At 71.4% G+C, this 26877-nt stretch carries 25 protein-coding genes and 1 pseudogene; 15 read left to right on the top strand and 11 right to left on the bottom strand.

Going from position 1 to position 26877, the window contains the following annotated elements:
- Positions 1-112 precede the first annotated feature (112 nt).
- Positions 113-994: a hypothetical protein gene (locus tag ACSQ14_RS03930; protein ID WP_436009935.1), complete on the bottom strand. Its 882-nt coding sequence runs from the start codon at positions 992-994 to the stop codon at positions 113-115.
- Entirely contained in the window at positions 991-2019 is a 1029-nt protein-coding gene (locus tag ACSQ14_RS03925) for an isopenicillin N synthase family dioxygenase (RefSeq protein WP_436009933.1), read from the bottom strand. Before ACSQ14_RS03925 ends, ACSQ14_RS03930 begins: the two co-directional genes overlap by 4 nt.
- Positions 2020-2275: 256 nt before the next feature.
- Between ACSQ14_RS03925 and ACSQ14_RS03920 the strand changes: the two genes are divergently transcribed.
- Positions 2276-3382, top strand: a complete 1107-nt coding sequence (locus tag ACSQ14_RS03920; protein WP_436009931.1) for a putative urea ABC transporter substrate-binding protein — start codon at positions 2276-2278, stop codon at positions 3380-3382.
- A 141-nt stretch (positions 3383-3523) separates the two neighbouring features.
- On the opposite strand, the gene ACSQ14_RS03915 is transcribed toward ACSQ14_RS03920, so the two are convergent.
- On the bottom strand, positions 3524-4603 hold the full coding sequence (locus ACSQ14_RS03915) for a Zn-dependent alcohol dehydrogenase (protein ID WP_436009929.1): 1080 nt from the start codon (positions 4601-4603) through the stop codon (positions 3524-3526).
- A 125-nt stretch (positions 4604-4728) separates the two neighbouring features.
- Here ACSQ14_RS03915 and chrA point away from each other — a divergent pair, with 125 nt between their 5' ends.
- The gene (chrA, locus tag ACSQ14_RS03910; protein WP_436009927.1) at positions 4729-5952 is read left to right on the top strand and encodes a chromate efflux transporter; all 1224 of its coding nucleotides are present in this window, start codon (positions 4729-4731) and stop codon (positions 5950-5952) included.
- Positions 5953-5965: 13 nt separating this feature from the next.
- Here chrA and ACSQ14_RS03905 read toward each other — a convergent pair whose 3' ends face one another.
- The gene (locus ACSQ14_RS03905) at positions 5966-6886 is read right to left on the bottom strand and encodes an alpha/beta fold hydrolase (RefSeq protein ID WP_436009925.1); all 921 of its coding nucleotides are present in this window, start codon (positions 6884-6886) and stop codon (positions 5966-5968) included.
- A 231-nt stretch (positions 6887-7117) separates the two neighbouring features.
- Between ACSQ14_RS03905 and ACSQ14_RS03900 the strand changes: the two genes are divergently transcribed.
- On the top strand, positions 7118-7720 hold the full coding sequence (locus ACSQ14_RS03900) for an HdeD family acid-resistance protein (protein WP_436009923.1): 603 nt from the start codon (positions 7118-7120) through the stop codon (positions 7718-7720).
- Here the strand turns inward: ACSQ14_RS03900 and ubiG are convergent.
- Positions 7717-8478 (bottom strand): bifunctional 2-polyprenyl-6-hydroxyphenol methylase/3-demethylubiquinol 3-O-methyltransferase UbiG, encoded by a 762-nt coding sequence (gene ubiG / locus ACSQ14_RS03895; RefSeq protein ID WP_436009921.1) that lies wholly within the window; start codon positions 8476-8478, stop codon positions 7717-7719. The two genes, ACSQ14_RS03900 and ubiG, sit on opposite strands and share 4 nt — an antisense overlap.
- 117 nt (positions 8479-8595) lie before the next feature.
- Between ubiG and ACSQ14_RS03890 the strand changes: the two genes are divergently transcribed.
- The gene (locus tag ACSQ14_RS03890) at positions 8596-9846 is read left to right on the top strand and encodes an aspartate kinase (protein WP_436009919.1); all 1251 of its coding nucleotides are present in this window, start codon (positions 8596-8598) and stop codon (positions 9844-9846) included.
- A 141-nt stretch (positions 9847-9987) separates the two neighbouring features.
- On the opposite strand, the gene ACSQ14_RS03885 is transcribed toward ACSQ14_RS03890, so the two are convergent.
- Together ACSQ14_RS03885 and ACSQ14_RS03880 are read right to left on the bottom strand one after the other, a co-directional pair.
- On the bottom strand, positions 9988-11382 hold the full coding sequence (locus ACSQ14_RS03885; protein ID WP_436009917.1) for an MFS transporter: 1395 nt from the start codon (positions 11380-11382) through the stop codon (positions 9988-9990).
- 40 nt (positions 11383-11422) lie between these two features.
- Complete coding sequence (locus tag ACSQ14_RS03880) at positions 11423-12157, bottom strand: LytTR family DNA-binding domain-containing protein (protein WP_436009915.1); 735 nt, start codon at positions 12155-12157, stop codon at positions 11423-11425.
- A 173-nt stretch (positions 12158-12330) separates the two neighbouring features.
- Between ACSQ14_RS03880 and ACSQ14_RS03875 the strand changes: the two genes are divergently transcribed.
- From ACSQ14_RS03875 to ACSQ14_RS03855, 5 genes and pseudogenes are all read left to right on the top strand, one after another.
- Positions 12331-13266 carry an alpha/beta hydrolase family protein gene (locus ACSQ14_RS03875; protein WP_436009913.1) on the top strand — a complete coding sequence of 312 codons (936 nt, stop codon included), beginning with the start codon at positions 12331-12333 and terminating at the stop codon, positions 13264-13266.
- Positions 13267-13383: 117 nt separating this feature from the next.
- Positions 13384-15648 (top strand): phosphoenolpyruvate--protein phosphotransferase, encoded by a 2265-nt coding sequence (ptsP, locus tag ACSQ14_RS03870; protein ID WP_436009911.1) that lies wholly within the window; start codon positions 13384-13386, stop codon positions 15646-15648.
- 145 nt (positions 15649-15793) lie between these two features.
- Positions 15794-16069: pseudogene (locus tag ACSQ14_RS03865) on the top strand (helix-turn-helix domain-containing protein); the annotation flags it as partial.
- Between the two features lie 894 nt (positions 16070-16963).
- Positions 16964-18124: a flavodoxin-dependent (E)-4-hydroxy-3-methylbut-2-enyl-diphosphate synthase gene (gene ispG / locus ACSQ14_RS03860; RefSeq protein WP_436015347.1), complete on the top strand. Its 1161-nt coding sequence runs from the start codon at positions 16964-16966 to the stop codon at positions 18122-18124.
- A gap of 61 nt (positions 18125-18185) precedes the next feature.
- Positions 18186-18479 carry a hypothetical protein gene (locus ACSQ14_RS03855; protein ID WP_436009909.1) on the top strand — a complete coding sequence of 98 codons (294 nt, stop codon included), beginning with the start codon at positions 18186-18188 and terminating at the stop codon, positions 18477-18479.
- A gap of 111 nt (positions 18480-18590) precedes the next feature.
- Here ACSQ14_RS03855 and ACSQ14_RS03850 read toward each other — a convergent pair whose 3' ends face one another.
- Positions 18591-18932 carry a hypothetical protein gene (locus ACSQ14_RS03850; RefSeq protein ID WP_436009907.1) on the bottom strand — a complete coding sequence of 114 codons (342 nt, stop codon included), beginning with the start codon at positions 18930-18932 and terminating at the stop codon, positions 18591-18593.
- A gap of 177 nt (positions 18933-19109) precedes the next feature.
- Between ACSQ14_RS03850 and prfA the strand changes: the two genes are divergently transcribed.
- On the top strand, positions 19110-20186 hold the full coding sequence (prfA, locus tag ACSQ14_RS03845) for a peptide chain release factor 1 (RefSeq protein ID WP_436009905.1): 1077 nt from the start codon (positions 19110-19112) through the stop codon (positions 20184-20186).
- Between the two features lie 18 nt (positions 20187-20204).
- Here prfA and ACSQ14_RS03840 read toward each other — a convergent pair whose 3' ends face one another.
- A complete protein-coding gene (locus ACSQ14_RS03840; RefSeq protein ID WP_436009903.1) occupies positions 20205-21356 on the bottom strand; it encodes a YihY/virulence factor BrkB family protein in 1152 nt (383 codons plus the stop codon).
- 157 nt (positions 21357-21513) lie between these two features.
- Here ACSQ14_RS03840 and ACSQ14_RS03835 point away from each other — a divergent pair, with 157 nt between their 5' ends.
- The 3 genes from ACSQ14_RS03835 to ACSQ14_RS03825 all read left to right on the top strand — a co-directional run bounded on the left by ACSQ14_RS03835 (position 21514) and on the right by ACSQ14_RS03825 (position 24465).
- Positions 21514-22299: an MOSC domain-containing protein gene (locus ACSQ14_RS03835; RefSeq protein WP_436009901.1), complete on the top strand. Its 786-nt coding sequence runs from the start codon at positions 21514-21516 to the stop codon at positions 22297-22299.
- A 5-nt stretch (positions 22300-22304) separates the two neighbouring features.
- Positions 22305-23174: a peptide chain release factor N(5)-glutamine methyltransferase gene (gene prmC / locus ACSQ14_RS03830; RefSeq protein WP_436009899.1), complete on the top strand. Its 870-nt coding sequence runs from the start codon at positions 22305-22307 to the stop codon at positions 23172-23174.
- A gap of 262 nt (positions 23175-23436) precedes the next feature.
- Positions 23437-24465, top strand: coding sequence for a DUF4167 domain-containing protein (locus ACSQ14_RS03825; RefSeq protein ID WP_436009897.1), 1029 nt, complete (start codon positions 23437-23439; stop codon positions 24463-24465).
- A 190-nt stretch (positions 24466-24655) separates the two neighbouring features.
- Here the strand turns inward: ACSQ14_RS03825 and ACSQ14_RS03820 are convergent, their stop codons facing one another.
- Positions 24656-24859, bottom strand: coding sequence for a hypothetical protein (locus tag ACSQ14_RS03820; RefSeq protein ID WP_436009895.1), 204 nt, complete (start codon positions 24857-24859; stop codon positions 24656-24658).
- 168 nt (positions 24860-25027) lie between these two features.
- On the opposite strand from ACSQ14_RS03820, the gene ACSQ14_RS03815 reads away from it, so the two are divergent.
- On the top strand, positions 25028-25507 hold the full coding sequence (locus ACSQ14_RS03815; protein ID WP_436009893.1) for a Fur family transcriptional regulator: 480 nt from the start codon (positions 25028-25030) through the stop codon (positions 25505-25507).
- 18 nt (positions 25508-25525) lie between these two features.
- Complete coding sequence (locus tag ACSQ14_RS03810; protein ID WP_436009891.1) at positions 25526-25999, top strand: 5' nucleotidase, NT5C type; 474 nt, start codon at positions 25526-25528, stop codon at positions 25997-25999.
- 4 nt (positions 26000-26003) lie between these two features.
- Here the strand turns inward: ACSQ14_RS03810 and ACSQ14_RS03805 are convergent, their stop codons facing one another.
- The gene (locus tag ACSQ14_RS03805; protein WP_436009889.1) at positions 26004-26834 is read right to left on the bottom strand and encodes an RcnB family protein; all 831 of its coding nucleotides are present in this window, start codon (positions 26832-26834) and stop codon (positions 26004-26006) included.
- Positions 26835-26877: the final 43 nt, after the last annotated feature.

Raw genomic sequence — 26877 nt, 5'->3', positions numbered from 1 at the left:
CGCTAGAACCCTTCGACCGGCCCAAAGGCCGGTCAATCAAAAACCCGGCGGCTCCGGCCATAGCCCTGCCAGCTCGGCCCTTTCGTGTTTTTCGTGCCTTTCGTGGTTCGTTTCAGCCCCGCAGCAGCACCCCCGCTTCGCCGTCCAGCCACGCCAGGCCCGCGGGCGACGCCGGGGTAGTTGACGAGACCTCGACCGCCGGCAGCAGGGTGTCGACCCGCCAGAGGCGGACGAGGTCGCCGACGGTCTGGCGCAGCAGGTCCGGCTCGACCTGTTCGAACCCGTCGAACGGCGCGGCCTCGCCGTGCCGGAACGGGTTGGTCGACAGGCTGATCCGGAAGCCGTCGGCGTCGCGCACGCAGTAGGCGGCTTCCGCCTCGAACACTCGATCGAGCCCCTGCGCCAGCTGCCGCTGGGCCGGGATCTCCTCGGGCAGCTCCTCGAACCGGCCAAGGGTGAACAGCGCGTGGTCGCCGCAGACCACCAGCCCGCCGTCGCGCCGCCGCTGCACCCCGTCGCGGATCTCGGCCGTAAGCCGCAGGCCGGCCATCAGCCCGGAAGAGTTCGGCTGCAGGCGCCAGTCCTCGACATAGATCCCGCTCGGCGCCCACTCGATCAGCGAGCTTCCCACCCGCTGCAGCACGCCCGGCTCCGGCCATTTGTCGTAGGGCTGGAAGGCGCTCCAGTTGTTCCAGGCCATCCGGTCGCCGGCCCAGCCGGTGTCGGCGACGCCGCCTTCGACGCTGGCGAGCAGGGCGAGCTCGTCCGGGCTGAAGCCGTCGAGGTCCGCCTTGCCCTCGGCCGACGGCCGCCAGCGCGGAATCCGCAGGTCGCCGGTCAGGCCGTGGCTCTGGATCCAGATCACCGTGGTGTCGGTGTCCTCCCGGCCGGTCGCATAGGTGATGCAGCGGCGCTTCCAGCAGCCGAGCGTCCAGTCCGGGACCGCCAGCGGCTTGGCGAACGGCGCGTCGCGCGCCAAGTCCTCGAGGGTCATTGGGCGGTCTCCGTCTGGCGGGCTTCCTGGCCGAAGCTGGAGAGGCCGCGCGCGTCGTCCGGCAGCACCAGCTCGCCGCTGGCGCGACGGGCCTTCAGGTAGGCGAAGGTCTGGGCGGTCTGGGCCAGCAGGTGCGCGCCGGAGACGATCGGCGGGTAGGCCGACGGGCGCTCGGCGCTGACGAACCGCGGCAGCGGCTCGACCACGGTGTCGTAGTCGCAGGTGGCGAAGAACGGGAAGGAATAGCGCTCCTCGCCGACCTTGCGGACCCGGTGCGAGGTGGCGACGAACTCGCCGTTGGTCAGGGCTTCGAGCATGTCGCCGATGTTGACGACGAAGGCCCCCGGAACCGGCGGAGCGTCGATCCACTCGCCCGCCCCGTTCAGCACCTCCAGGCCCGGCGCGGTGCCGTAGAGAATGGTGAAGCACTCGTAGTCGGTGTGCGCGCCGATGCCCTGCTGGTCGGGCGCGGCGTGCGGATCGAACGGGTAGTGGATCAGCCGCAGCTGGCTGGGCGGCGACTGGCGCTGGGCCTCGAAGTGATCCTCCGGCAAGTCCATCGCCAGCGCGAAGGCGCAGAACAGCCGGCGGGCCAGCCCGGCGATCGCGGCGTAGTACCGGGTCGCCGCCTCCGGGAAGCCGGGCAGCTCAGGCCAGAGGTTGGGGCCGAGCAGCGGACGCCGGTCCTCGCCCTGGTAGTCGAGGTTGACGTCGAACGCCTCCTTCTTGTCGATCTTGCCGGAAGCGAACACCTCCTCGCCCTCCGGGACGTAGCCGGAGTGGTTCACCGAGCGGCCGATGTAGCTGGCCATCTTGGTCTCCATCGGCTGGGCGAAGAAGGCCGCGGCCGTGGCTTCCAGTTCGGCGATCAGCTCGGCCGGGACGTCGTGGCCGGTCACATAGAGAAAGCCGACCTCGCGGGCGGCCTTGCCGACCGCCGCGGCGGCGGCCTGGCGCAGCGCGGCGTCGTCGGAATAGAGGCCGGAAATATCGACGAGGGGCACGGCGCCGAACGCACGGGACATGGCGAAGGTCCTTGGTGACTGAAGCTGCCGGTTATTACGGTTCGAGATTTTCGTAATAAAAGGTGCACCGCGCCACGGAGCCCCCGAACCCTGCCGAACGACTACGAGTCAGGCGCCCGCAGACCCCGGCGCCGCTTGAATCGGCGCCGGCCGCGATCTGCCGGCCTCCGCCCCCGCCGCGCTCGCGTTATTACGAAAATGCGATCCAGTAACACCAGCGCCCCGGGGGCGGGCGGCGAGCAGAAGGGTGTTGCGAATGAAAAGTTGGATTTCCGGCGGGCTGCGGATCGCCGCCGTCGCCGCCGCCTGCGGCCTGGCGCTCGCCGGCTGCGGCAAGTCGCAGGACAAGGCGGCGACCGGCCCGACGGGGGCGGCCGGCGAGCCGGTGGCGATCGGCTGGAGCGTCTACGCCGGCTACATGCCGCTGCCCTACGCCCAGCAGGCCGGCATCGTCGACCGCTGGAACAAGAAGTACGGCGTCAACATCAAGATGGTGCAGATCAACGACTACGTTGAGAGCCTGAACCAGTACACCGCCGGCAAGCTGCAGGGCGTGGCGACCACCACCATGGACGCCCTGACCATTCCCGCGGCGGGCGGCCACGACACCACCTTCGTGGTGATCGGCGACTATTCGAACGGCAACGACGGCATCGTCCTGAAGGACGGCAAGACCCTGGCCGACATCAAGGGCCGGGCGGTGAACCTGCCGCAGTACTCGGTCTCGCACTTCATGCTGGCCCGGGCCCTGGAGAACGCCGGCATGTCGCTGGCCGACGTGAAGATCGTCAACACCTCCGACGCCGACCTGGTCGCCGCCTTCGGCGCGCCGCAGACGGTGGCGGTCGCGGCCTGGAACCCGATGCTCGACGACGTCGCCAAGATGCCCGGCGCCACCCAGGTGTTCTCGTCCAAGGAGATCCCCGGCGAGCTGATCGACGGCATCGTCATGGACACGGCGCTGGTGAAAGCCAACCCGAACGTCGCCAAGGCGGTCGCCGGGATCTGGTACGAGACCATGGCGCTGATCAAGGCCGGCGGCGCGCCGACCGACGACGCGCTGGGCCAGATGGGCAAGCTGTCCGGCACCGACCTCGCCGGCTTCCGGAACCAGCTCGACCGGGCCTACCTGTACGCCGATCCGAAGGCCGCTGCGGCCTTCATGGAGAGCGCCGACCTCGCCTCGGGGACCGATCGCGTGCGACGGTTCGCCTTCGAGCAGGGCATGTTCGGCAAGGGTGCGAAGTCGGTCGACGAGATCGGCGTCGAGTTCCCCGGCGGCAAGGTGCTGGGCGACCCGGCCAACGTGAAGCTGCGCTTCGACCCCACCTTCGCCAAGCTGGCCGCGGCCGGCGGGCTCTGATCGACGACCGGCGGACGGCTCGCCCGTCCGCCGGAGTTCTCACCTCAATTTCCGCTCATCCCGGCGAAGGCCGGGATCCAGATCCAGCCTAAGCGCTCTGTGGGTTTCACCTGGGCCCCGGCCTTCGCCGGGGTGAGCGGATCAGAACACGATCACCGAGCGGGCGATCTCGCCGGTCTTCATCTCGGCGAAGGCCTCGTTGACCTGCTCCAGCCGGATGCGGCGCGAGATCAGCTCGTCAAGCTTCAGCCGCCCCTGCAGGTAGAAGTCGACCAGCCGGGGCATGTCGAGCGGGAAGCGGTTCGAGCCCATGTTCGAGCCTTGTAGCCGCTTCTCCTGCAGCAGCGTCGAGCCGCGGATGCTGACCATCTGCTTCGGCGGGATCATGCCGACGACGGTGGCGGCTCCGCCGCGGCCGAGCATCTCGAAGGCCTGTTCGGCGGTCTTCGGCAGCCCGATGCATTCGAACGCGTGGTCGACGCCGCCCCTGGCGAGGTCGCGCACCGCCGCGACCGGGTCGCTGGTCGCCGCATTGACGAAGTCGGTGGCGCCGAAGGCGCGCGCCAGCGCCTCCTTCGAAGCGGCCGTGTCGATGGCGATGATCCGCCCGGCGCCGGCGATCAGCGCCGCGTTGATCGCCGACAGGCCGATGCCGCCGCAGCCGAGCACCGCCACGGTCTGCCCCGGTTCGACCCGCGCCGTGCGCACCACCGCGCCATAGCCGGTGATGACGGCGCAGCCGATCAGCGCCGCCCGATCCAGCGGCATGTCTTTGCGGATCGCGACCACCGCATGCTCGTGGGTGAGGATCTGCTCGGCGAAGGCCGACAGGTTGAAGTAGTTCGGCAGCGGCTGCCCGCCCAGGCTGAGGCGCGCCGGCTCGTCCTGGCCGCGCTTGACCTCGTCGGAGACGCAGAGGTTCAGCCGCCCGTCGACGCAGTAGTTGCAGTGGCCGCAGAAGGCGCTGAGGCAGGTGATCACGTGGTCGCCCGGCTTCACCGTGCGGACCTCGGCGCCCACGGCCTCGACGACGCCGGCGGCCTCATGCCCCAGGACGACCGGCTTGCCGATCGGATAGGCGCCCTCGATGAAATGCAGATCGGAGTGACAGACGCCGACGGCGGCGGTGCGGATCAGCACCTCGTGCGGCCCGGGCTTGTCGATCTGCACCTGTTCGATCTGAAGCAGTTGGCCCACCTCGCGCAGCACCGCAGCCTTCATCGCGTCGCCTCCGTTCAACCGCTCCAGCCTTATCGCCGACACAGCCCGTCCGCCACGCCGCGGCGACCAAAAGTAGTCGACAGGCCCGGCTGCCCTGCCGCATGACGGGGCGACGCGGAGCTCCGATGGATCAGGCACAGTCGAAAGCAAGCGAGGCCCGCGAGACAAGCCAGACCACGGCGGTCTTCCTGGCTTTCCTGCGCCAGGGGCTGACGGCGTTCGGCGGCCCGGTCGCCCATCTCGGCTATTTCCGGCGCGAATTCGTCGAGCGGCGCGGCTGGGTCAGCGAGGGCGCCTTCGCCGACCTGCTGGCGCTGTCGCAGTTCCTGCCCGGCCCCGCGTCGAGCCAATTGGCGATGGCCATCGGCCAGCGCCGCGCCGGCTGGCCGGGGCTGATCGCCGCCTGGATCGGCTTCACCCTGCCCGCCGCGGTGGCGATGATCGCGCTGGCCTATCTGGCGCCCAGCCTGACCGCGATCTGGGGCGGCAGCTGGCGGCACGGGCTGATGGTCGCCGCCGCGGCGATCGTCCTGCAGGCGCTGGTGGCGATGGCCCGGACCCTGGCGCGCGGGCCGGTGCGCGCCGGCATGGCCATTGGCGCCGCCGCCGGCCTGGTCGTCGCCCAGGGCCCGATGGCGCAGATCTTCACCCTGCTGGCCGGCGCGGCCTTCGGCTACGCCCTGCTGCGCGACACCCCGGCGACGGACGCGCCCGACCTCGAGCCGGCCGGCCCGGCGGCCTACCGCCCGGCGGTGCTGGCGCTGGCGGCGTTCGCCGTGCTGCTCGCCGGCCTGCCGTTCGCCGCGGCGGCGCTGGACGACCCGACACTGGGGCTGGTCAGCGTCTTCTACCGCGCCGGGTCGCTGGTGTTCGGCGGCGGCCACGTGGTGCTGCCGCTGCTGGAGTCCGAGGTGGTCGGCCGCGGCTGGCTGGATCGCCAGACCTTCCTCGCCGGCTACGGCGCGATGCAGGCCCTGCCCGGCCCCCTGTTCAGCTTTGCGGGCTTCGTCGGCGCCTCGCAGCAGATCGCCGTCTCCGGCTGGGCGGGCGGCCTGCTGGCGGTGACGGCGATCTTCCTGCCGAGCCTGCTGCTGGTGGCCGGGGTGCTGCCGTTCTGGGACCAGCTGAAGCAGCGGCCGGAGGCGCGCGGCGCGCTGGCCGGGGTCAACGCCGTGGTGGTCGGCCTGCTGGCCGCGGCGCTGTGGGACCCGGTGCTGACCAGCGCCGTGCGCCGGCCGACCGACTGGGCGCTGGTCGCCGCGGCCTACGTCTTCCTGGCGGTGGCGCGCCTGCCGCCGTGGCTGGTGGTGGTCGGCTTTGCGCTCGCCACCGGCTTCCTGACCCGCTGATCGTCCCTGCCGCTCAGCCCTGCGCCTGGGCCGGCGCGCCAGCGGGCGCGCCGCTCGGGAAGGCCGGCAGCCGGCCCTTCATCACGCCGAAGCTCGGCAGCTTCGGCAGGCTGAAGCTCCAGCGCCGCTTCGGCGGCAGACACGACTCCAGCGCCGCGATCAGCTCGTGCGCCGGGCCGTCGTTGAGGAAGTGATTGGCGCCCGGGGTGCGGACGAAGCGGATCGGCCGGCGCATCGGGGTCTCCGCCGCCAGCCGCTCGGCGACCTCGATCGGGGCGAAGTCGTCCTTGTCGCCGTGGATCATGTGCACCGGGATGTTCAGCCGCGTCAGGGCGCGCTTGGCGTGGACCAGTTGCGGGCCCTGGCCGGAGGTCTCCATCACCGCATGCCGCAGGTCGCGCGGGATCATCTTCAGCGCCCGGCCGCCCAGGTCGATCAGCCAGCGTGCGGTGGGCCCGGTCTCGGCGAAGAAGCCGGAGAGCATCACCAGGGCGTGCGCCCGGCCGGGATTCTCGGCGGCCATGATCGCGGCGATCGCCGCGCCGTAGCTCTGGCCGACCAGCAGCAGCTTCTGCCCCGGCGCGGCGCGCAGCACCGGCGCCAGCGCCTCGGCCTGGACGCGGATGTCGGGCACCGGATGCAGCGGCTCGGAGCCGGCGTAGCCCGGCCGATCGACGACGATCATCTCCCGATCGGTCGGCAGCTCGACCATGGTCTCGGCCCAATACTCGGCCCAGGACGGCGCGCCGGTGATCACCACGATCCGCCATGGCGCCGGGCGCTCGCGCGGGGTCTCCAGCGCCGAGATCCGCCAGCCGTGTCCGCCGCCGGAGCTGAAGCTGATGCGCCGCAGCACCGAATCGGGAAAATCGGCGGAGGTCGGCGCATGCTCGGCGCGCCCGGTGGCGGCGCACTCCAGGCAGGCCCAACCCATCGCGAGAACGCCCTTCGGCCGTTTGCGAACCACAGCGTAACACCCCAATGTGAACACTCTAGCCTCTGACGGCTAACGCGCCTTTTCCGCCTTGGTTCGCGGTATTGCGCGGGTTGATCCGCCGCCGTGGCCCGGCCGCCACGTTGCGGCGGCGGCGGCCTTGCTTGTGCGCCCTTGCCCCGGCCTGTAAAAACCAGCGTTATCGGAAACTGCCGTGCAAGGAGCAGGCGCATGACCCATGCGGCCGCCGGCGTTGAGTTCCTGGAAGACAAACGCAATGCGATGACCGCCTCGCTGGCGCGCAACTGGTGGGCCGTGGCGCTGCGCGGCCTGGTGGCGCTGGCGTTCGGCGTGGTCGCCCTGTTCATGCCGGGCGTGACCCTGGCCTCGCTGGTGCTGGTGTTCGCCGCCTACATGCTGGCCGACGGCGTGCTGACCATCGTCGCGGCGGTGCGCGCCGCCACCCGGCAGGAGCGCTGGGGTTTGCTGGTGCTGGAAGGTCTGGCCGACCTGGCGACCGGCGCGATCGCGCTGCTGATGCCGAAGGCCGCGCTGTTCGCCTTCATCATCCTGGCCGCGGCCTGGGCCGTGGTCTCCGGCGTGCTGATGCTGAGCTCGGGCTTCAAGCTGCGGGCCGACCGCGGCCGGATCTGGCAGATCCTCGGCGGCTTCGCCTCGATCGCCTGGGGCGTGCTGCTGCTGCTGTTCCCGGCCCCCGGCCTGCTGGTGCTGACCTGGTGGCTGGGCGCCTACGCCCTGCTGTTCGGCGCGACCCTGCTGGCGCTGGGGATCTCACTGCGCTTTACCCGCAACAAGGACCCCGCCGCGGCCTAGGCCGCAGGCTTGGTCACGACCATCATGTAGTTGACGTCGACGTCGCTGGAGCGCGACCAGCGGCCGGTGAGCGGGTCGTAGGCGACGCCGAACGGCCCGGTCATCTCCAGCGGCTCGCCGGCGACGAAGCCGCGCAGTTCCTCGGGCTTGAGGAACTTCTTCCAGTCGTGAGTGCCGGCCGGCACCCAGCGCAGCACGTACTCCGCGCCGAACTTGGCCAGCGCCAGCGCCTTCAGCGTGCGGTTGAGGGTGGCGACGATCATCACCCCGCCAGGCGCCAGCAGCCGCGCGGTGTCGCGCAGGAAGGCGCCCGGATCGGCGACGTGCTCGATCACCTCCATGTTCAGCACCACGTCGAACCCCGGCTCGCCGGCGGCCAGCAGCTGCTCGGCGGTCGAGGCGCGGTAGTCGATCACCAGGCCCTGCTCGGCGGCGTGCGCCGCGGCGGTGCCGATGTTGCGCTCCGAGGCGTCGACGCCGGTCACCGAAAAGCCCAGCCGCCGCATCGGCTCGGACAGCAGGCCGCCGCCGCACCCGATGTCGAGCAGCCGCAGGCCCTCGAACGGCTGGCGCGGCGCCCCGTCGCGGCCGAAATGGGCCAGCGCGGTCTCGCGGATGAAGCCCAGCCGCACCGGATTGAAGCGGTGCAGCGGGGCGAATTTGCCGTTCGGATCCCACCATTCCGCGGCGATCCGCGAGAAGCGTTCGACCTCGGCGGGATCGATGCTGGACTTCGGCGGGGCGGCGGGACTGGTCATGCCATCTCCATTAACGCGCCCCGACGCGCAGGCGAAGTGCGCAGGCCGGTTGCTCCGTGATCCGCGCCCCGCTAGAAGGCTCCGCCTTTTGCGAGAAGAGAGAGCCCTTCGACGCCCATGTCCCGGCTGGTGATGAAATTCGGCGGCACGTCCGTGGCCGACCTGGAGCGCATCCGCCGGGTCGCGCGCCTGGTCAACGCCGAGGTGGAAGCGGGCCACAAGGTGGCCGTGGTGGTCTCGGCGATGTCCGGCAAGACCAATGAGCTGGTCGCCTGGACCGACGGCGCCGGCGCCGCGTCCAAGGGCCTGCGCCCGAGCGACGACGAATACGACGTGGTGGTGGCCTCCGGCGAGCAAGTAACCGCCGGCCTGCTGGCCATGACGCTGCGCAACATGGGCGTGCCGGCCCGGTCGTGGATGGGCTGGCAGGTGCCGATCATCGCCGACGACGCCCACGGCCGCTCGCGCATCGACGACATTCCGCCGGAAAAGCTGGCCGCGGCGATGGACGCCGGGGAAGTGGCGGTGATCGCCGGCTTCCAGGGCGTGACCCGCGACGGCCGCATCGCCACGCTCGGCCGCGGCGGCTCCGACACCAGCGCGGTGGCGATCGCCGCGGCGCTGAAGGCGGTCCGCTGCGACATCTACACCGACGTCGACGGCGTCTACACCACCGACCCGCGCATCGAAGCCAAGGCCCGGAAGCTCGCCAAGGTCTCCTACGAGGAGATGCTGGAGATGGCTTCGCTGGGCGCCAAGGTGCTGCAGACCCGTAGTGTCGAGCTCGCCATGGCCCAAGGGGTGCCGGTGCGGGTTCTGTCGAGTTTCGTTGAGCCGGGCGAAGCGCCGGGCCAGGGCACCATCGTGTGCGACGAGGAGGAGATCGTGGAAAAGCGCATCGTGAGCGGGGTCGCCTACAGCCGCGACGAAGCGAAGATCAGTCTCTTCGGCCTGCCCGACCACCCCGGCGTCTCGTCGGTGATCTTCGGCCGCCTGGCCGACGCCAACGTCAACGTCGACATGATCGTCCAGAGCCACGCGCGCGCCGAAGGCCACGCGAACATGGAGTTCACCGTCGGCAAGCGCGACGCCCAGCGCGCCGTGGAGATCGTCCGCGCCGCCCAGGCCGAGATCGGCTTCGAGGACGTGGCGGTCAATGAGGACGTCGCCAAGGTCTCGGTGATCGGCGTCGGCATGCGCAGCCACGCGGGCGTCGCCAAGTCGATGTTCAGCGCGCTGGCCGACAAGGGCGTCAACATCCAGGTGATCTCCACCTCGGAGATCAAGATCAGCGTGCTGATCGACGCCGCCTACACCGAACTGGCGGTGCGCGCCCTGCACGCCGCCTACGGCCTCGACCAGCTGTAAGGCCACGGCGGCGGCCTACCTAAACTCCGGTCATCCCCGCGAAAGCGGGGACCCAGGTGTTTGTCGTCGCCCGCCATCGCCCGCTGAGCCCGAACAGAAAAAGCCTGGATCCCCGCTTTCGCGGGGACGAGCGGCTGGAATTCAGCGAACCGTCCGCGTCATCCGGAACGCCGCCCAGGTCCCTGCGAGCGCCAGCGGGATGGCGATCACGAACACCGAGACCGAGGCCGCCCGCGCGGTCTCGGCGGTCAGCCCGTCCGAAAACCCGACCAGATTGGCCGCCGCCCCGGACAGCGCCGCGCCGGCCGCGGCCCCGGTCTGGCGCACGGCCATGATCGCCGAGGTGCCGATCGCCCGGTCCTCAGCCGACAGCGCGGCCATGACCCGCTGCGACATGAAGCTCCACGACAGACCGAACGCCACGCCCAGCAGCGTCGCGCCGACCAGCACCCAGAAAAGCGGCTGGTCGGCCATCGCCCAGGGAAGGATCAGCACGCTGGCGACCAGACAGAGCGCGCCGGCCCGCACCCAGGCAGCGTCGAACTTTTCGAGCCGGCCGGTGACCAGGAAGGCTGCAGCGGTCCAGGCCAGCGACTCCACGCCGATCACATAGCCGGCCAACAGCGGGGAATAGCCGCGCAAGGTCTGCAGGATCGGCGGGCCGTAGATGGCGAAGCCCATCGAGGCGGCGGTGAGCAGGAACATGCTGGCGTAGCCGGAGCCGACCACGGTGCCGAGTTGCGCCGCCTCCCGCGGCAGCAGGCGGATGCGCGAGCGCGCGTCGAGTTGCAGCACCAGGACCAGCACCAGGAAGCCGCCGGCGATCAGCGCCAGCGAGAGCGACGGGCGCGGCGCGAGGTCGGCCACCGCGATGGCGCCGACGCCGATCGCCAGCACCCCGAGTTGCAGCCAGGGCACGCCCGCGCCCTCACGGCGCGACTGGGTTCCGCGCAGCAGCCAGCCCGCCGCGATGCTGAAGGCCACGGCCTGCACCGTGAACAGCCAGAACACCCCGCGCCAGTCGTCGCCCGCCGCGTAAAGCCCGCCGACCAGCGGTCCGAGCAGCGTCGCCACGCCCCAGACGCCGGAGACGGTGGCGAACACCCGCGCCAGGTGGCGTTCGGGAAACAGCAGCGCGATGGCGACCATCGAAAAGCCGCTGATCCAGCCGGTCCCGAGCCCCTGCAGCAGGCGACCGGCCAGGAAGGTGAAGATCTCCGGCGCGAGCGCGCTCATCACGCAGCCGACCGCGGTCAGCAGGCCGGACAGCACCGTGGCCACCCGCAGGCCGAAGATCTCCGACACCCGCCCGGCGCTCGCGCCGGCCAGGATCGCGCCGACCAGGAAGCCGGCGATCGACCAGCTGAAATAGGCGTAGCCGCCGAGGTCGACGCCGACGCTAGGCATGATGGTGGCGGTGACCAACGCGTCGGCGGCGTTCAGCCAGACGCCGAGGCAGATCAGGGCGAACTTCGGCAGGCGGCCCTCGGCCAGCAGGTCGCCCCAGCCCCTCGCGTTCACACTGACTTCGGCCATGGGGGCGAGCCCTACCGGAACCGCTCCGTTTCGGCGAGCGTCAGGCGATCACAGAGTCGGAGGCCGACGCGGCCGGCCCGCGCTCCAGCCAGCCGGCCTGACGCACCGCCGCGACGGACGAGCGGGCCACCGGCGCGCTCAGGCCGTTGGTCAGCACCAGGCGCAGGTTGCGGCCGTCGGCGACGACCCCGGCCACCGCCTTCTCGGCCACCCACCAGGAGCGATGCACCCGCAGGCCCGGCGCGCCGCCCAGCGCGGCCACGCCTTGCGCGAAGGTCGCGAGCACCAAGCTGGAGCCGCGCGCGGTGTGGACCCGCACATAGTGGTCCTCCATCTGCAGGCAGAGCACCTCGCCGGGCGCGACGCCGAGCAGGCCCGGCGCCGGCGACGGCGGCCCGCCCGACGGCTTGCGCCGCCGGGTGCGCATGACGACGAACAGCGCCACCTGGGGCGCCGTGATCGTCAGGCCCTCGAGGTACCAGACCAGCGGCGTGAGTCCGGGCACGTGCCGGAGCCTCGGCCAAAGGCTCGTCGCCAAGGTCCAGCTGACCACGCCGAAGGGGACCGACAGCACCGCCACATAGAGGGCGATCGCGACCCAGGCGAGCGGGCGCGAACCCAGCCGCCGAAGGATCAGCGCGGCGCCGCCGCCGAACACCGCAAACCCCAGCCAGGCCAGCGCCACCCAGTAGGCGACGACCTGCCAGAACGGGCCGTTGAGAAAGCTGCCGAACGGTCCGAGCAGCCCGAGAAAGCCGCCGATAGCCGTCGCCACGGCGACTCCTACGGCCCAGCTCCCCCACGGTGCGCGCGACATCCCCTCGGACATGCCCCCTGTATATCGCTGTTCGCCGTCCTGCGAACCCGTTCGCCGGTTCGCGAAGCGGCGCTGGCGGACCCGCGACGGCCGCCGCGAGATGAGCGTCTCAACCAAATCGGACAACGCAGATGCTCCACCGCACCCCCCTGCTCGCCCTCGCCGCCCTGCTGCTCAGCGCCACGCTCGCCCGGGCCGGCGTCAGCTTCCAGCGCCTGACGGTCCCCGACCCGCAGGGCGCGCCGATCGAGGTCGGGATCTGGTCGCCGCAGGCCGACCCCGCCGCGCCGCCGCCGCGCACCCGCCGGCCGCTCGTCGTCATCTCGCACGGCACCGGCGGCGGCCTCGAAAACCACGCCGACACCGCCAAGGCGCTGGCCGAGGCCGGCTTCGTCGCCGCCGCCCTGACCCATCCGGGCGACAACTGGCGCGACCTGAGCCGCCAGGGCCGGATCTGGGAGCGGCCCGGGCAGTTCCTGAGCGTCGTCGACTACCTGCTCACGGCGTGGCCCGGACGCGCGACGCTCGACCCGGACCGCGTCGGCGCCTTCGGCTTCTCCGCCGGCGGCTTCACCGTCCTGGCGGCGGCCGGCGGCGCGCCCGATCTGGCGCTGACCCGGCCGCACTGCCAGACGCACCCCGACTACTTCGACTGCCGCCTGATCACCCGCACCGGGGCCGCCGCGCCGGCCGGGGTGACGTGGCCGCACGACAGGCGGATCAAGGCCCTGGTAGTCGCCGCCCCGGCGCTGGGCTTCACCTTCCGCGACGGGGGTCTGGCCGCGGTCCGCCAGCCGGTGCAGCTGTGGCGGGCCGGGAACGACCAGATCCTGCCCGCCCCCGACTACGCCGAAGCGGTCCGCCAGGCGCTGCCGCAAGCGCCTGACTTCCACACGGTCCCGGACGCCGGGCATTTCGACTTCCTGGCGCCTTGTTCCGCAGCGCTCGCCCAGCGGGCGCCGGAAATTTGCGCAAGCGCGCCGGGCTTCGACCGCGCAGCCTTCCACGCCGACTTCAACCACGAGGTGGTGGACTTCTTCCAGCGGACGCTCGGCCAGCCCCGCTGACTGCGCCTTACGCCCAAAGTCACGCCAATCGCTCCGCTCGCCCCCTTTCCGTCTCCGTAGGACGCGATAAAAGCTGCTAGAGACCTGCAGTGGGACGGGAAGGATTCTGAACAGCGGATGCCGGCCACGGGGATTGCGATCCGGGGACAACGGAGCCTGCTCAAGCAGATCCGTGAGGCTCTAGCCGGCGGCGGCCCGGCCCAGGTGCGCCTGGACCTGGTCGTGCGGACTATCGCCCGCTCGATGGTCGCCGAGGTCTGCTCGCTCTACATGCGCCGCTCCGGCGGCGAGATGGAGCTGTTCGCCACCGAAGGCCTGGACCCGGGCGCCGTCCACCTGACGCGGATGAAGCCGGGCGAAGGCCTGGTCGGCGAGATCATGCGCTTCGGCCGGCCGCTGAACCTCGCCAACGCCCCTGAACACCCGACCTTCTCCTACCGGCCGGAAACCGGCGAAGACCCGTTCCACGCCTTCCTCGGCGTGCCGCTGCTGCGCGGCGGCCGGGCGATCGGCGTGCTGGTCGTGCAGAACCGCACCGAGCGGGTCTACACCGAGGACGAAGTCGAGGATCTGCAGATCGTCGCCATGGTGCTGGCCGAGATGGTGGCCGGCGGCGAGCTGATCGGCCAGGAGGAGCTGAAGGGCGTCGAGATCGCCCCGCGGCGGCCGGAGCGGCTGAAGGGCTCGAAGTTCGGCGACGGCCTGGCCTATGGCGTGGTGGTGCTGCACGAGGCCCCGGTCACCCCCTCCCAGCTGCTGGCCGAGGACGTGGCCGCCGAGGAAATACGGCTGAAGACCGCGATCACCGCCCTGCAGGCGCAGATCGACACCATGCTGGAGGGCCAGCACGGCCTGGTCGAGGCCTCCTACGAGGTGCTCGAGACCTACCGCATGTTCGCCCACGACCGCGGCTGGAACCGCAGTCTCGAAGACGCGGTGAAGAACGGCCTGACCGCCGAGGCCGCGGTCGAGCGGGTCCGCTCGGAGCATCGCGCCCGGCTCGGCCAGGCGCGCGATCCCTATCTGCGCGAACGGCTGCACGACCTCGAGGACCTCAACGACCGGCTGCTGCGGCATCTGTCCGGCGACGCCCACGTCGCCCGCGAGCTGCCGGAGAACGCGATCCTGATCGCCCGCAACCTCGGGCCGGCGGATCTGCTGGAGTACGATCGCAAGAAGCTGCGCGGCCTGTTGCTGGAAGAAGGCTCGGCGGCCAGCCACGCGGCAATCGTCGCCCGGGCGCTCGACATTCCCTGCGTCGGCCGCCTCTCCGGCCTGCGCGACCGGGTGTCCGAAGGCGACATGGTGATCGTCGACGCCGAGACCGGCGAGGCCTACCTGCGCCCGCGTCCCGACGTCGTCAAAGCCATCCAGGCGCGGATCGACGTGCGCCGGCAGCGGCGCGCCGAGTTCGCCAAGCTGCGCGACACTCCGGCCTTCACCCGCGACGGGGCGAAGATCACCCTGCTGATGAACGCCGGCCTCGATGTCGACCTCGACATCCTGGCCGAAACCGGGGCGGAAGGCATCGGCCTGTTCCGCACCGAGTTCCAGTTCATGGTCGCCGAGGAGATGCCGCGGTTCAACGCCCAGGCGGCGCTCTACGAGCGGGTGATGGACGCCGCCGGCGACCAGCCGGTCACCTTCCGCACCCTCGATCTCGGCGGCGACAAGGTGCTGCCCTATCTCGAGGCCGAGCGCGAGGAGAACCCGGCGCTGGGCTGGCGGGCGATCCGCATGGGCCTGGACCGCCCGGCGCTGCTGCGCCTGCAACTGCGCGCGTTGATCGCCGCCTCGCGCGGGCGGCCGCTGCGGATCATGTTCCCGCTGGTCGCCAGCGTCGACGAGTTCCGCGCCGCGCGCGCCCTGGTCGACACCGAGGTGGCCTGGGCGCTGCGCCGCGGCCGCGCGGCGCCGTCGCGGCTCGACGTCGGCGCGATGATCGAGGCGCCGTCGCTGATCTGGCACCTGGACGCGCTGCTGCCGATGACCGACTTCGTCTCGGTCGGGACCAACGACCTGATGCAGTACATGTTCGCCGCCGACCGCGGGAACCCGCGGGTGTCGGATCGCTACGATCCGCTGTCGCCGCCGGCGCTGCGCTCGCTGGAGCAGATCCAACGGGCCTGCGCCGAGACCGGTACCCCGGTCAGCGTCTGCGGCGAGATGGCCGGCCGCCCGCTGGAGGCCTTCGCGCTGGTCGCCCTCGGCTTCGAGCGCCTGTCGATGCCGCCCGCCGGCGTCGGCCCGGTGAAACAGATGGTGCTGTCCTGCGACCGGGAAGCCGCCCGCCGCGGCGTCTCGGCCCTGCTCAAGGGCAGCGCCGGCTCGGTGCGCAACGAAATCGAGACCCTCGCGCGCAAGATCTACCTGGCGGTGTAGGAAAGCCTGTGCGCGTGACTGAACACCGCATTGAGCACCACCGTTACGCGTGTTACCCAAGACTTAATCCAATCACGTCCAAACTCCTCGGGTTGCGCGTCTTCGCGAGCCCGATCGACGCGGCGAAAGCAGGGGTCTGACGGCCATGCCGCTCGACAATGGCGGGGCAAGCGATCTGGACCTGTCGGGTGACGACAGCGGTTCGGCGCGGGCCGCCCCGACACTGCAGAGCGGCGCCGACCTCGGCCAGGCGCTGCGCGCGGTGCGCGAGCACCAGGGCCGCAGCCTGAACGACCTGGCCGACGCCACCCGGGTCAAGCTCACCTACCTGTCCGCGCTCGAGGAGATGCGCCTCGAGCTGCTGCCCTCGCGGCCCTTCACCATCGGCTACATCCGCGCCTACGCCCAGGCGCTCGGGCTCGATCCCGAGACGGCGGTCGAACGCTTCCGGGCCGACGAGCCGGTGCTGGACGAGCCGCTGCGCGCCCCGCTCGGCGTCGAGGACGAGCGCGATCCGCGGCTCAACACCATGATCGTCGGCGCCTGCGTGGTCATCGCGGCGGTCTTCATGTGGAACATCGCCCGCCGGGCGATGATGGAGGAAGGCCCGCCGCCGCCGACCGCCTCGGAGGTCGTCGCCGCCCGGGCGCTGGCCAACGCCAAGGCCGGCCCGATCGTCTTGGGGATGCCGCTGCCGACGCCGGTGGAGTCGACCACCCCGCCGATCTACGAAACCCCCGGCCTGGCCGAGGCGGTGGTCACCGAGACCGGCGTCATCACCCTGCAGGGCCAGCCGAAGACCATCGACCAGCTGCTGCTGGCGCCGCCGCCGACGCATCTGCCGCCGACCTTCGTGCCCAAGGGCAAGGTCTACGGCGCGGCGGCGAACGAGCCCTCCGCCGTGACCATCCAGGCGCTGAAGTCCTCGTCGCTGATGGTGCGCGGGGCCGACGGTTCACTCTACTTCGCCCGGCAGCTCGCCGGCGGCGAGGCGTTCCGCGCGCCGCAGACCAGCGGCCTGACCCTCGACGTCAGCGACCCGAACGCCTTCCAGGTCTTCGTCGGCGGCCGCTCGCGCGGCGTGCTGCCCGCCGCCCAGGCCTCGGTCAGCGGGCTCGCGGGCGCCGCGCCGACGCCAGCCGCGCTCCCGGTGCACCGCGCCGCGACCGCCCCGGCGCCCGACCGGCCGCTGCCGCGGCGACGCCGGCCCCGGCCCCTGCGCCGGCCTCCGCCACGCCGCGACCGGCCGGCTGAACGCGCCACTTCGGGTGAAGGCTTGGGGTTTACCCCTAAAGCCCCTATTTTCGCCGCCGCCATGACCGTCCAAGACCACACCCACGTGCGCCCCTGGCGCGCCATTCAGCGCCGCACGTCGCGCAAGATCCGCGTGGGCTCCGTCGAGGTCGGCGGCGACGCGCCGATCACCGTGCAGTCGATGACCAACACCGTGACCGCCGATGCGGCCGCGACCATCGTGCAGATCCGCCAGCTGGAGGAGGCCGGCGCCGACATCGTCCGCGTCTCCTGCCCGGACGAGGACTCCACGGCGGCGTTCAAGACCATCGCCCGAGCCGCGAAGGTCCCGCTGGTCGCCGACATCCACTTCCACTACCGGCGCGGGATCGAGGCGGCCGAAGCCGGCGCCGCCTGCCTGCGGATCAATCCGGGCAACATCGGCTCGCCCGACCGGGTGCGCGACGTCATCCGGGCGGCCCGCGACCACGGCTGCTCGATGCGCATCGGCGTCAACGCCGGCTCGCTCGAGCGCGAACTGCTCGAGCGCTACGGCGAGCCCTGCCCCGAGGCGATGGTCGAAAGCGCGCTGAACCACGCGCGCATCCTGCAGGACCACGACTTCCACGAGTTCAAGATCAGCGTGAAGGCGTCCGACGCCTTCATGACCGTCGCCGCCTACCAGATGCTGGCCGAGGCCATCGACTGCCCGCTGCACCTGGGCGTCACCGAGGCCGGCGCGCTGCGCACCGGCACGGTCAAGTCCTCGATCGGCATCGGCAGCCTGCTGTGGGCCGGGATCGGCGACACCATCCGCGTCAGCCTGGCGGCCGATCCGGTGGAGGAGATCAAGGTCGGCTTCGACATCCTGAAGTCGCTCGGCCTGCGCCACCGCGGGGTGAACATCATCGCCTGCCCGTCCTGCGCGCGGCAGGGCTTCAACGTCATCGCCACCGTCGAGACCCTGGAGCAGCGGCTGGCGCACATCTCCACGCCGATGAGCCTGTCGATCATCGGCTGCGTGGTGAACGGCCCCGGCGAGGCGCTGATGACCGACCTCGGCTTCACCGGCGGCGGCAAGGGCGCGGGCATGGTCTATGTGGCCGGCAAGCCGGACCACAAGATGGACAACGAGCGGATGGTCGACCACATCGTCGGCCTCGTCGAGACGCGCGCCGCCGAGATCGAGGCGGCGAAGGCGGCCGAAGAGCTCGCGGCGGAAGTGGGCGCCGCCGCCGAGTAGGCCACCCTTGCCGGCTTCCGACATCCGGGCTTAGCTGCCCGCGCAACAACGGGAGACCGCAATGTCGGCTGACGGCAACTGGAAGATCACCATCTCGACGCCCATGGGCCCGCAGGAGGTGACCGCGTCGATCACCACCCAGGGCGACAGCTTCACCGGCAAGAGCGAAAGCGCGATGGGCTCCCAGGAGATCAGCGGCAAGGTCGCGGGCGACACCCTCACCTGGCAGGCCGAAATCACCAAGCCGATGCCGCTGACGCTGGACTTCGAAGCCAAGGTCGACGGCGACAAGATGACCGGCACCGTCAAGCTCGGCGCCTTCGGCAACGCGCCGCTGAACGGCCACCGGATCTAGGAAACTCCGTCATCCCGGACGCGCGCAGCGCGATCCGGGACCCAGGGGCGGTCGCACTGCAGCCCTCTGGGTCCCGGCTCTCCGCTTCGCTGCGGCCGGGATGACGACTGATTATTGCGCCGGCGCCGGCGCAGGCGCCTGGTCCGCCGCGCGGCTGGCGGCGTCGCCGACATTGGTCGCCGCGTCGCCGACGCTCCGGGCCGCGCCGGACGCGCTGTCGGCCACGCTCGAGGCGGCGCCGGTCACCGCGCTGGTGCGCAGGTCGTCGTTGCGGCTCTGGTTCAGCAGGAAGAAGGCGACGATCGCCACCACCGCCAGCACCGCCAGGCCGAGGATGAGACTGCCGACGCCGGAGCCGCCGCGGTCCACATAGGTTGTGCCCCCCTCGTCGCGCTCGACGATGCGTTCCCGGGTGGTCCCGTCGTTGCGCTCCGTTACTCTTTCGGTCGCCATGTGCTCGTCTCCTCATGTGCCGCGCCGTAACCCGCTCACGGCATTTTGCGTTCCGGCCGGCGGTTTTTCCGCGCGCGCCTGTGGTTTTCACGTCCCGGGGGCGGCGCCGCGCCGCGTTTGGCATCCGCCGCGCCAGACGGTAGAGGAAGCGCCAGCCCGTTTTTGACAGGACCGACCTTGCGACTTCCCCAGGCCAGGCTCGACCAGGTGCTCGACCGTTTCCGCGAGGTCGAGGCGCGCATGGGCGCGGCCAGCGACGGCGGCGAGATCGTCCGGCTGTCGAAGGAGCACGCCGAACTGCGGCCGGTGGCCGAGGCCGTGCTGTCGCTGGAGCGCACCCGCTCCGAGCTGCCGGAGCTGGAGGCCATGCTGACCTCCGGCGACCCCGACATGGCCGAGATGGCGCGCGACGAGCTGGAGGCGCTGAAGGCGCGGCTGCCGGCCCTGGAACACGGGGTCGCCCTGCTGCTGGCGCCCAAGGACCGCGACGAGAACGCCTCGGCGATCCTCGAAGTCCGCGCCGGCACCGGCGGCGACGAGGCCGCCCTGTTCGCCGGCGACCTGTTCCGCATGTACCAGCGCTACGCCCAGAGCCAGGGTTGGCGGGTCGAGATCGATTCCCTCACCGAGGGCGAGATGGGCGGCTACAAGGAAATCGTCGCGGCGATCACCGGCGACGGCGTGTTCGGCCGGCTGAAGTTCGAGAGCGGCGTGCACCGCGTGCAGCGCGTGCCGGCCACCGAGGCCCAGGGGCGCATCCACACCTCAGCCGCGACCGTGGCGATCCTGCCGGAACCGGAAGACGTCGAAATCGACATCCGCGACCAGGATCTGCGCATCGACACCTATCGCTCGTCGGGCGCCGGCGGCCAGCACGTCAACAAGACCGACTCCGCCGTCCGCATCACCCACCTGCCGACCGGCATCGTCGTCACCAGCTCCGAGAAGTCGCAGCACCAGAACCGCGCGCGCGCCATGAAGGCGCTGAAGGTGAAGCTGTACGATCAGCAGCGCGAGGCCCTGGACAACGCCCGCGCCGACGCCCGCAAGAGCCAGGTCGGCTCCGGCGACCGCTCCGAGCGGATCCGCACCTACAACTTCCCGCAAGGCCGGGTGACCGACCACCGCATCAACCTGACGGTCTACAACCTGCCGAAGGTGCTCGAAGGCGAAGCGCTCGACGACATCATCGACCCGCTGATCGCCGAGGACCAGGCCGCCCGGCTCGCAGCGCTGGAAGACGAGTTCGCCTAGGGCGCCCCCTCAGCCGCGTCACCAGGGCAGCACCGTCTGGCTGTTGCGGCGCAGCCAGCCGGCCTGCCGCTCCAGGATCGCCCAGGCCAGCCGGGCCTGGTTGCGCACTCCGCCTGAGGACGGACCGACGCCGTCGGCCATCCGCGCACCGCGCGAGCCGATCGGCCGCTCCGGACCGGTGGTGGAGTCGCGCGCGGTCTGGTGCTCCATCTCGGCGTTCAGCTCCCCGCCCAGCAGCACCACCACGATCGAGACCCAGATCCACATCATGAACACCATCACCGTCCCGAGCGGGCCGTAGGTGGCGTCGAAATTGGCCAAGTGGTTCACCCACCAGGAGAAGCCCAGCGAGGTGACGATCCAGGCCACCGCCGCGGCGCCCGCGCCGAGCATCACCCAGGACCAGCGGGCCGGCCGGCGCGACGGCCCGTAGCGGTAGACGACGGCGAACACGCAGGCCGTCAGCAGCAGCAGCAACAGCCAGCGCAGCGGCACCAACAGCGTCTCGCCCAGCTCGAGCAACCTGAGCACGATCGGGACCGCCACGAGGATCGCCGTGGCCGCGGTGGCGAACACCAGGCCGGCGAAGGTGAAGCCGTAGGTCACCACCCGGCGGTAGAAGAAGTTGCGTTTCTCCCGCTCGCCGTAGACGACGTTCAGGCCAAGAAACAGCGCGTTCATGCTGGCGTTCGCCGCCCACACCGACAGGAACAGGCTGACGACGAAGGCCAGCGACAGGGCGTCGGTCCGGGCGGTCGCCAGCCGCACCATCTGTCCCTCGATCAGCGACAGCGCGCTGGCCGGCACGAAGGCCGCCAGGTCCGACAGCTGCGCGCTGACCTGGTCGACGTCGAAGAACAGGCCGTACAGCGAGACAAAGGCGGCGGTCGCCGGGAAGATCGCCAGCAGGGTGTAGAAGGTGACGCCGGCGGAGATGGCCATCACCCGGTCGCGGCCGAATTCGTGCCAGGTGCGCCACAGCACGTCCTTCCAGCCGTCGGGCGGGATCTGCGCCGGCGAGGCGGCCAGCCGCCCACGGGCGGGCTCGGCCGCCTCGTAGAGCGCCGGCAGCGTTTCCGGCGGCACCAGCCGCTCGGGCGGGGAATCGGACCGCGCCTGCAGCCAGAGCACGGCCAGCAAGGCCATCCCGGCCCAGGGCGCGGCGCGCACGGCCCACCCCGCCAAACGCGCCCCGGCCGCGCGATCCCCATCCCTGCCCTGGCTTGCGTCCACCGCCGCCCCTCAAATGGTCACGCTCGCCTAACCGCCCGGCCGTGGTCTCCGTTCCGCTTGTCGGGACGCCGCGCCGCGGTTAGACGCCTGCCGCATGTGCAGGGGAACGCTGTCCGGCCTCTATCGGCACCCGGTGAAGGGGTTCACGCCCGAACCGCTGGCCGAAGTGACGCTCGCGCCGGGCGAAGGCTTCCCCTTCGACCGGCTCTGGGCGGTGGAGAACGGCCCGTCCGGCTTCGACCCCGCGGCCCCGGCCTTCGTGCCGAAGCAGAAGTTCACCGTGCTGGCGAGCCTGCCGCGGGTCGCGGCCGCCACCACCCGCTATGACGCGGCGAGCGGCGTGCTGCACGCCGCGGCCGCCGGCCTAGCCCCCTTCGCCGGCCGGGTCGACCGGGCCGAGGGCCGCGAGGCCTTCGCCGCCTGGGTCGCCGAACTGCTCGGCGAGGAGGCACGGGGGCCGCTGAAGATGATCGAGGCGCCGGCTGAGCACCGCTTCACCGACCACCCGCAGGGCCAGGTCTCGGTGGTCAATCTCGCCAGCGTGCGCGACCTCGCCGCCCGGCTCGGCGTCGAGGTCGATCCCCTGCGGTTCCGCGCCAACCTCTATGTCGACGGCTGGCCGGCCTGGGTGGAGAACGACTGGACCGGCGCGACTGTGCGCCTGGGCGCGGCCGAGGCGACGATGCTGAAACCGATCGTCCGCTGCGCGGCGACCCATGTGAACCTTCAGACCGCCGAACGCGATCTGGAGGTGACGCGCGCGCTGTTCGACAACTATGGCCACATGCATTGCGGCATCTACCTGCAGGTGACTTCCCCCGGCCGCGTGGCGCCGGGCGATGTCGTCGAGGGGCCTGGCCGCGGCGATCCGGGAGCCTGAACGACATGGCCTTGAACCTCGTGCAAGCCTGGACCCGCGCCCGGCGCGAACTGGAAGCCGCCGGCATCGCCGGGCCGGTGATCGACGCCCGCCTGCTGGTGGAGGCCGCCGCCGGCGCCACCCGGGTGGACATCGTCTCCGATCCCTACCGCGCGCTCACGCCCGAACAGGAGGCGACGCTCGAGGACTACCTGGCCCGCCGCATCCGCCGCGAGCCGGTCAGCCACATCCTCGGCCGCAAGGGGTTCTGGAAGATCATGCTGCAGGTTACGCCGGACGTGCTGACCCCGCGGCCGGACACCGAGACCGTCGTCGAATACGTGCTGCGCGACTTCCCCGAGACCGCCGCCTGGTCGGTGCTGGACCTCGGCGTCGGCTCCGGCGCGATCCTGCTGTCGATCCTGGCCGAGCGGCCCGCCGCCAAGGGGCTAGGCGTCGACGTCTCCGAGGAGGCGCTGGCCGTGGCCCGGGAGAACGCCGCCAATCTTGGCCTCGCCGGCCGCACCGCCCTGTTGCGCGGCGACTGGACCTACGGGCTGGGCGACGAGAGCTTCGACCTGGTGGTCTCCAACCCGCCCTACATCGCCAGCCATGTCATCGCCGAGCTCGAGCCGGAGGTGCGCGACCACGAGCCGCGCCTTGCGCTGGAAGGCGGCCCCGACGGGCTCGACGCCTACCGCGTCCTGGCGCCGGAGATCCTGCGCGTGCTGAAGCCCGACGGCCGCTTCGCCGTCGAGATCGGCTACGACCAGAAGGACGCCGTCGAGGCGCTGTTCCGTGACGCTGGGGCCTTCAACGTCGCCACCATCCGCGATCTCGGCGACCGCGACCGTGTTGTCACCGGCTCGAAAAACCCCTTGGAAAAGAAGACCTGACTCGCTACACCTCGAAGTGTCTCCACCCAAATCGCCGGACTGAGGCAGACACGTCCAACGACGGACGTTCAGCCCGACCCGGCAGGCGCGACGCTTCTTAACAAAAAGCCTCTCGCTTCGAGCTTCCGGGCGGAAGACGGGGAATTAGCGTCTTCGAGACTCCCGCGGGCGATCTGCCCGCACACGCTGAAGGCTAGCGCAGAGACCTCAATGAGGTCCGCTCAAGGAAGAGCCAAACGGTCTTATGAGAGATTTCAAGGGCATGAAGCGTCAACGCGGCCGCGGCCGTGGCGGCGGCGGTGGGGGCGGCAAGCCGCAGCAACAGAACGCGAACCGGGCCTTCGATTCGAACGGTCCTGACGGCGTCAAGGTGCGCGGCAACGCCCAGACCGTGTTCGAGAAGTACCAGCAGCTGGCGCGCGACGCGACGTCGGCCGGCGACCGGGTGTTGGCCGAGAACTACCTCCAGCACGCCGAACACTACTTCCGCCTGCTGCGGGCGCTGCAGCCGCAGCGGCCGGCGTCCGAGATCCTCGGCCGCGACCAGTTCGCCTCCGGCTATGACATCGACTTCGAGGACGAGGGCGCCCAGGCCCAGTCCGAAGCCGCCGACGAGGCCGCCTCCGAAGCTGGCGAAACCGAGGGCGAAAGCCGCGACAACCGCTGGCAGGCCCGCGACGAACGTCCGCGCGACGACCGCCAGCGCGATGACCGGCAGCGCGACGACCGGCCGCGGGACGAGCGTCCCCGCGACGACCGCCAACGCGACGATCGCCAGCGTGATGATCGGCCGCGCGACGACCGTCCGCGGGACGACCGCCCGCGCGACCGCTTCGAGGGCCGTGACCGCGACGACCGCAACCGCGACCGCGACGGCCAAGGCGGCCAAGCTGGCCAGACCGGCCGCCGTGACCGCTGGCGCGACGATCGTCCGCGCGACGATCGCCCGCGCGGCGAACGCACCGGCGGCGGCGAACGCGCCGGCGAGGAACGCCGTGGCGAGCGCGCCGAACGCCGCGAGGACCGTCCGGAGCGCGAACCGCAACCGGCGCTCGAGGCCCAGGCCGCCGCGCCGGCCCCCGTCGCCGAGGAGCGTCCCGCGCAGCAAGTCCTGCGCGCCGCCGACGGCGGCGAAAGCCATGCGCCGGCCTTCCTGCAGGCGCCCGCCGCGCCCCGTCCGGAAGGCGGCGAAGAGGAGGCTCCGGCCAAGCGTCCGCGCCGCCGCCGCGCTCCGCGCAGCTTCGAAGGCGGCGACGCCCCGCCGAGCAGCAGCGAGACCGAAGGCGCCTGACGCCGGAAGGTCTTGAAAGACAAGAAAGCCCGCGGGGAGACCCGCGGGCTTTTTCTTTGGACGAAGCCTAGCGCGCCCTCCGTCTCGGCGCTTCGCGCCGATCCACCTCCCCCGCTGCGCAGGGGAGGAGCGGCGCCGCTGCTCCCCTGCCTGCGGGGGAGCTGTCAGCGAAGCTGACTGAGGGGGCGTCCTAGAGCTGGTTGACCTCGCCGCAGCCGCACTTCACGACCACGTCCTTCAGCTCGGCCGGATCGATCGCGGCGTGGATGACGCTGTTGCAGGCGCCGCAGCGGTAGCCGGTGTCTTCGGCGCCGGCCTTCGGCGGCTCGGCGCAGATCAGGGTGCGGCGGCCGATGAACAGGCCCGGCACGGTGCGCATCTGGATGAACGACATCGGTGTCCCTCAAAAAAACTGTACAGCTTTGCGGGGGTCCTTACCGCATCGCACAACGCTGTTGCACGCTTTTTGCTGCGTCGCCGAACAAAGATATCCCTCTGACTGTGAAATGTTCACGACGGAGGCGGTTGGCGCCGCGCCGGGAAGCGCGTTAGCTGGCCGGCGATGAGCCACGCTTGCGATCACGCCGACGGGGCGCACCCCGGCCTGAAGGGCCCCGCGCTGCAACGCGCGCTGGCGACGGCCGAAGCGCGCTGCCTCGACAATCAGGAGCGGCTGACCACGCCGCGCCGACGGGTGCTGGAGCTGCTGCTGCAGGGCGACGCGCCGTTGAAGGCCTACGATCTGATCGCCGCCTTCGGCGAGGCGGGCGTCCCGGCCAAGCCGCCGACCGTCTATCGCGCGCTGGAGTTCCTCGAGCGCCTGGGATTCGCCCACCGCATCGAGAGCCTGAACGCCTATGTGCCCTGCCGGCTGAGCGACACCCCGCACAGCGCCGCCTTCCTGATCTGCGACTGCTGCGGCGCGGCCGAGGAGTTCGAACCCGACTTCGCCGCCCAGCTGAGCGCCGCCGAGCATCGCGGCTACGCGGTCCGTGCGGTGACGCTCGAGGCTCGCGGCCTCTGCCCGGCGTGTCGGTCCTAGCCGCGCTCTAGCGTCCCCGTGCGCAAGCAGATCTTCCTCGACTGCGATGGGGTGCTGGCCGACTTCGACCGCGGCGCCGAGCAGATCCTCGGGCTGCCGCCCAGCCTGTTCGAGGCGCGCCACGGGTCGGGCGAGTTCTGGCGCCGGCTGGCCCAGGCCGACGGCTTCTTCGCCAACCTCGCGCCGATGCCGGACGCCTACGCGCTGTACGAGGCGGTGCGCCACAAGACGCCGGTGATCCTGACCGGCATGCCGCGCGGCGCCTGGGCCGAGCCGCAGAAGCGGCGCTGGACGGCGAAGTACTTTCCCGGCGTGCCGGTGATCACCACCATGGCGGCGCTGAAGCACGAGCACCGGCACCCCGGCGACGTGCTGGTGGACGACCGCGACAAGTACCGCAGCCTCTGGGAGGCGAACGGCGGCGTGTTCGTCCACCACACGTCGGCCGCGGACTCGATCGTCGAGCTCCGGGCCCGCGGCTTCCTCGACTAGGCCTTCACCAGAAGACCGAGCGCACCACCTGGACGATGCGGCCGTTGTAGCCGTCGACCAGCAGCACGTCGGGACCGACGCGCACCCAGTCGTAGCCATACGGCGGCTCCGGCAGGTCGTAGCGCCAGGAGTCGATCAGCCGATATTCCGGTCCGTACCAGCCCCGCGGCAGGACCTCGTTGTAGCGCCAGGCGCGGACGTAGTAGCCGCTCGGCGGCCGCCACACGTGCCCGCGGTAGCGCGACGAGCTGCTGTAGACCGGCGGATAACGATGCCGCTCCCAGCGCGGCCCGTCGGGCCGGCCATGGTTCCGCCCCTGGTCCCAGTCGCGGCGCCCGTCATCGCGCCGGTGATCCCCGCCCCGGCGGTCGTCGCCGCGATGATCGTCGCGCCCGCGCGGGTCGCCGCCGCGATCGGGCCGGGCCTCAGGCCGCGGTTCGGGACGGCGATCGCCGTCGCGCTGCGCCCAGCCCGAGCGATCGGGACCGCGCTGGCCGCGGGCATGATCGCCGCCGCCCTCGCGCCGACCCGGGTCGCGCCGGGCGTCGTCGCGGCGGCCGTCGTCCTGGCGGCCACCCTCCTGACGGCGGTCCTCCGGGCCGCGGCGCTCGCCCTCGTGCGGCCGGCTGCGGTCGGGCCGATCGTCGCCCCGTTGATCGTCGCGGCGTCCCTCGTGCGGCGGCCGCATCTGCGGCGCAGCCGGCGGCGAATGCTGCTGCTCGCGCGCCTGGGTCTCGCGCATCCGGCGCAGGATCGGACTGTTCTCCTGGGCGAGCGCGTTGGTGGCGACCCCGGCCAGCAGCAGGGCCGTCAGACTGACAATCTTCACGTTCATCTTGTGTGTGTTCCGCACGGCCAGGCGGGCCGCAGATGTCCCC

It is taken from the genome of Phenylobacterium sp. LjRoot219, from assembly GCF_964252995.1.
Lineage (GTDB): Bacteria > Pseudomonadota > Alphaproteobacteria > Caulobacterales > Caulobacteraceae > Phenylobacterium.
This window is presented reverse-complemented; position numbering and strand designations above follow the sequence as displayed.

Excerpts from the sequence above, each read along its gene's own strand:
- ACSQ14_RS03805 (WP_436009889.1), bottom strand. The coding sequence starts at position 26,834 with ATGAACGTGAAGATTGTCAGTCTGACGGCCCTGCTGCTGGCCGGGGTC.
- chrA (WP_436009927.1), top strand. The coding sequence starts at position 4,729 with ATGGATCAGGCACAGTCGAAAGCAAGCGAGGCCCGCGAGACAAGCCAG.
- ACSQ14_RS03890 (WP_436009919.1), top strand. The coding sequence starts at position 8,596 with ATGTCCCGGCTGGTGATGAAATTCGGCGGCACGTCCGTGGCCGACCTG.
- ACSQ14_RS03905 (WP_436009925.1), bottom strand. The coding sequence starts at position 6,886 with ATGGGTTGGGCCTGCCTGGAGTGCGCCGCCACCGGGCGCGCCGAGCAT.
- ACSQ14_RS03915 (WP_436009929.1), bottom strand. The coding sequence starts at position 4,603 with ATGAAGGCTGCGGTGCTGCGCGAGGTGGGCCAACTGCTTCAGATCGAA.
- ACSQ14_RS03825 (WP_436009897.1), top strand. The coding sequence starts at position 23,437 with ATGAAGCGTCAACGCGGCCGCGGCCGTGGCGGCGGCGGTGGGGGCGGC.
- ptsP (WP_436009911.1), top strand. The coding sequence starts at position 13,384 with ATGCCGGCCACGGGGATTGCGATCCGGGGACAACGGAGCCTGCTCAAG.
- ACSQ14_RS03820 (WP_436009895.1), bottom strand. The coding sequence starts at position 24,859 with ATGTCGTTCATCCAGATGCGCACCGTGCCGGGCCTGTTCATCGGCCGC.
- ACSQ14_RS03815 (WP_436009893.1), top strand. The coding sequence starts at position 25,028 with ATGAGCCACGCTTGCGATCACGCCGACGGGGCGCACCCCGGCCTGAAG.
- ACSQ14_RS03900 (WP_436009923.1), top strand. The coding sequence starts at position 7,118 with ATGACCCATGCGGCCGCCGGCGTTGAGTTCCTGGAAGACAAACGCAAT.
- ispG (WP_436015347.1), top strand. The coding sequence starts at position 16,964 with ATGACCGTCCAAGACCACACCCACGTGCGCCCCTGGCGCGCCATTCAG.
- ACSQ14_RS03855 (WP_436009909.1), top strand. The coding sequence starts at position 18,186 with ATGTCGGCTGACGGCAACTGGAAGATCACCATCTCGACGCCCATGGGC.
- ACSQ14_RS03835 (WP_436009901.1), top strand. The coding sequence starts at position 21,514 with ATGTGCAGGGGAACGCTGTCCGGCCTCTATCGGCACCCGGTGAAGGGG.
- ACSQ14_RS03930 (WP_436009935.1), bottom strand. The coding sequence starts at position 994 with ATGACCCTCGAGGACTTGGCGCGCGACGCGCCGTTCGCCAAGCCGCTG.
- prmC (WP_436009899.1), top strand. The coding sequence starts at position 22,305 with ATGGCCTTGAACCTCGTGCAAGCCTGGACCCGCGCCCGGCGCGAACTG.
- ACSQ14_RS03875 (WP_436009913.1), top strand. The coding sequence starts at position 12,331 with ATGCTCCACCGCACCCCCCTGCTCGCCCTCGCCGCCCTGCTGCTCAGC.
- ubiG (WP_436009921.1), bottom strand. The coding sequence starts at position 8,478 with ATGACCAGTCCCGCCGCCCCGCCGAAGTCCAGCATCGATCCCGCCGAG.
- ACSQ14_RS03925 (WP_436009933.1), bottom strand. The coding sequence starts at position 2,019 with ATGTCCCGTGCGTTCGGCGCCGTGCCCCTCGTCGATATTTCCGGCCTC.
- ACSQ14_RS03920 (WP_436009931.1), top strand. The coding sequence starts at position 2,276 with ATGAAAAGTTGGATTTCCGGCGGGCTGCGGATCGCCGCCGTCGCCGCC.
- ACSQ14_RS03850 (WP_436009907.1), bottom strand. The coding sequence starts at position 18,932 with ATGGCGACCGAAAGAGTAACGGAGCGCAACGACGGGACCACCCGGGAA.
- ACSQ14_RS03885 (WP_436009917.1), bottom strand. The coding sequence starts at position 11,382 with ATGGCCGAAGTCAGTGTGAACGCGAGGGGCTGGGGCGACCTGCTGGCC.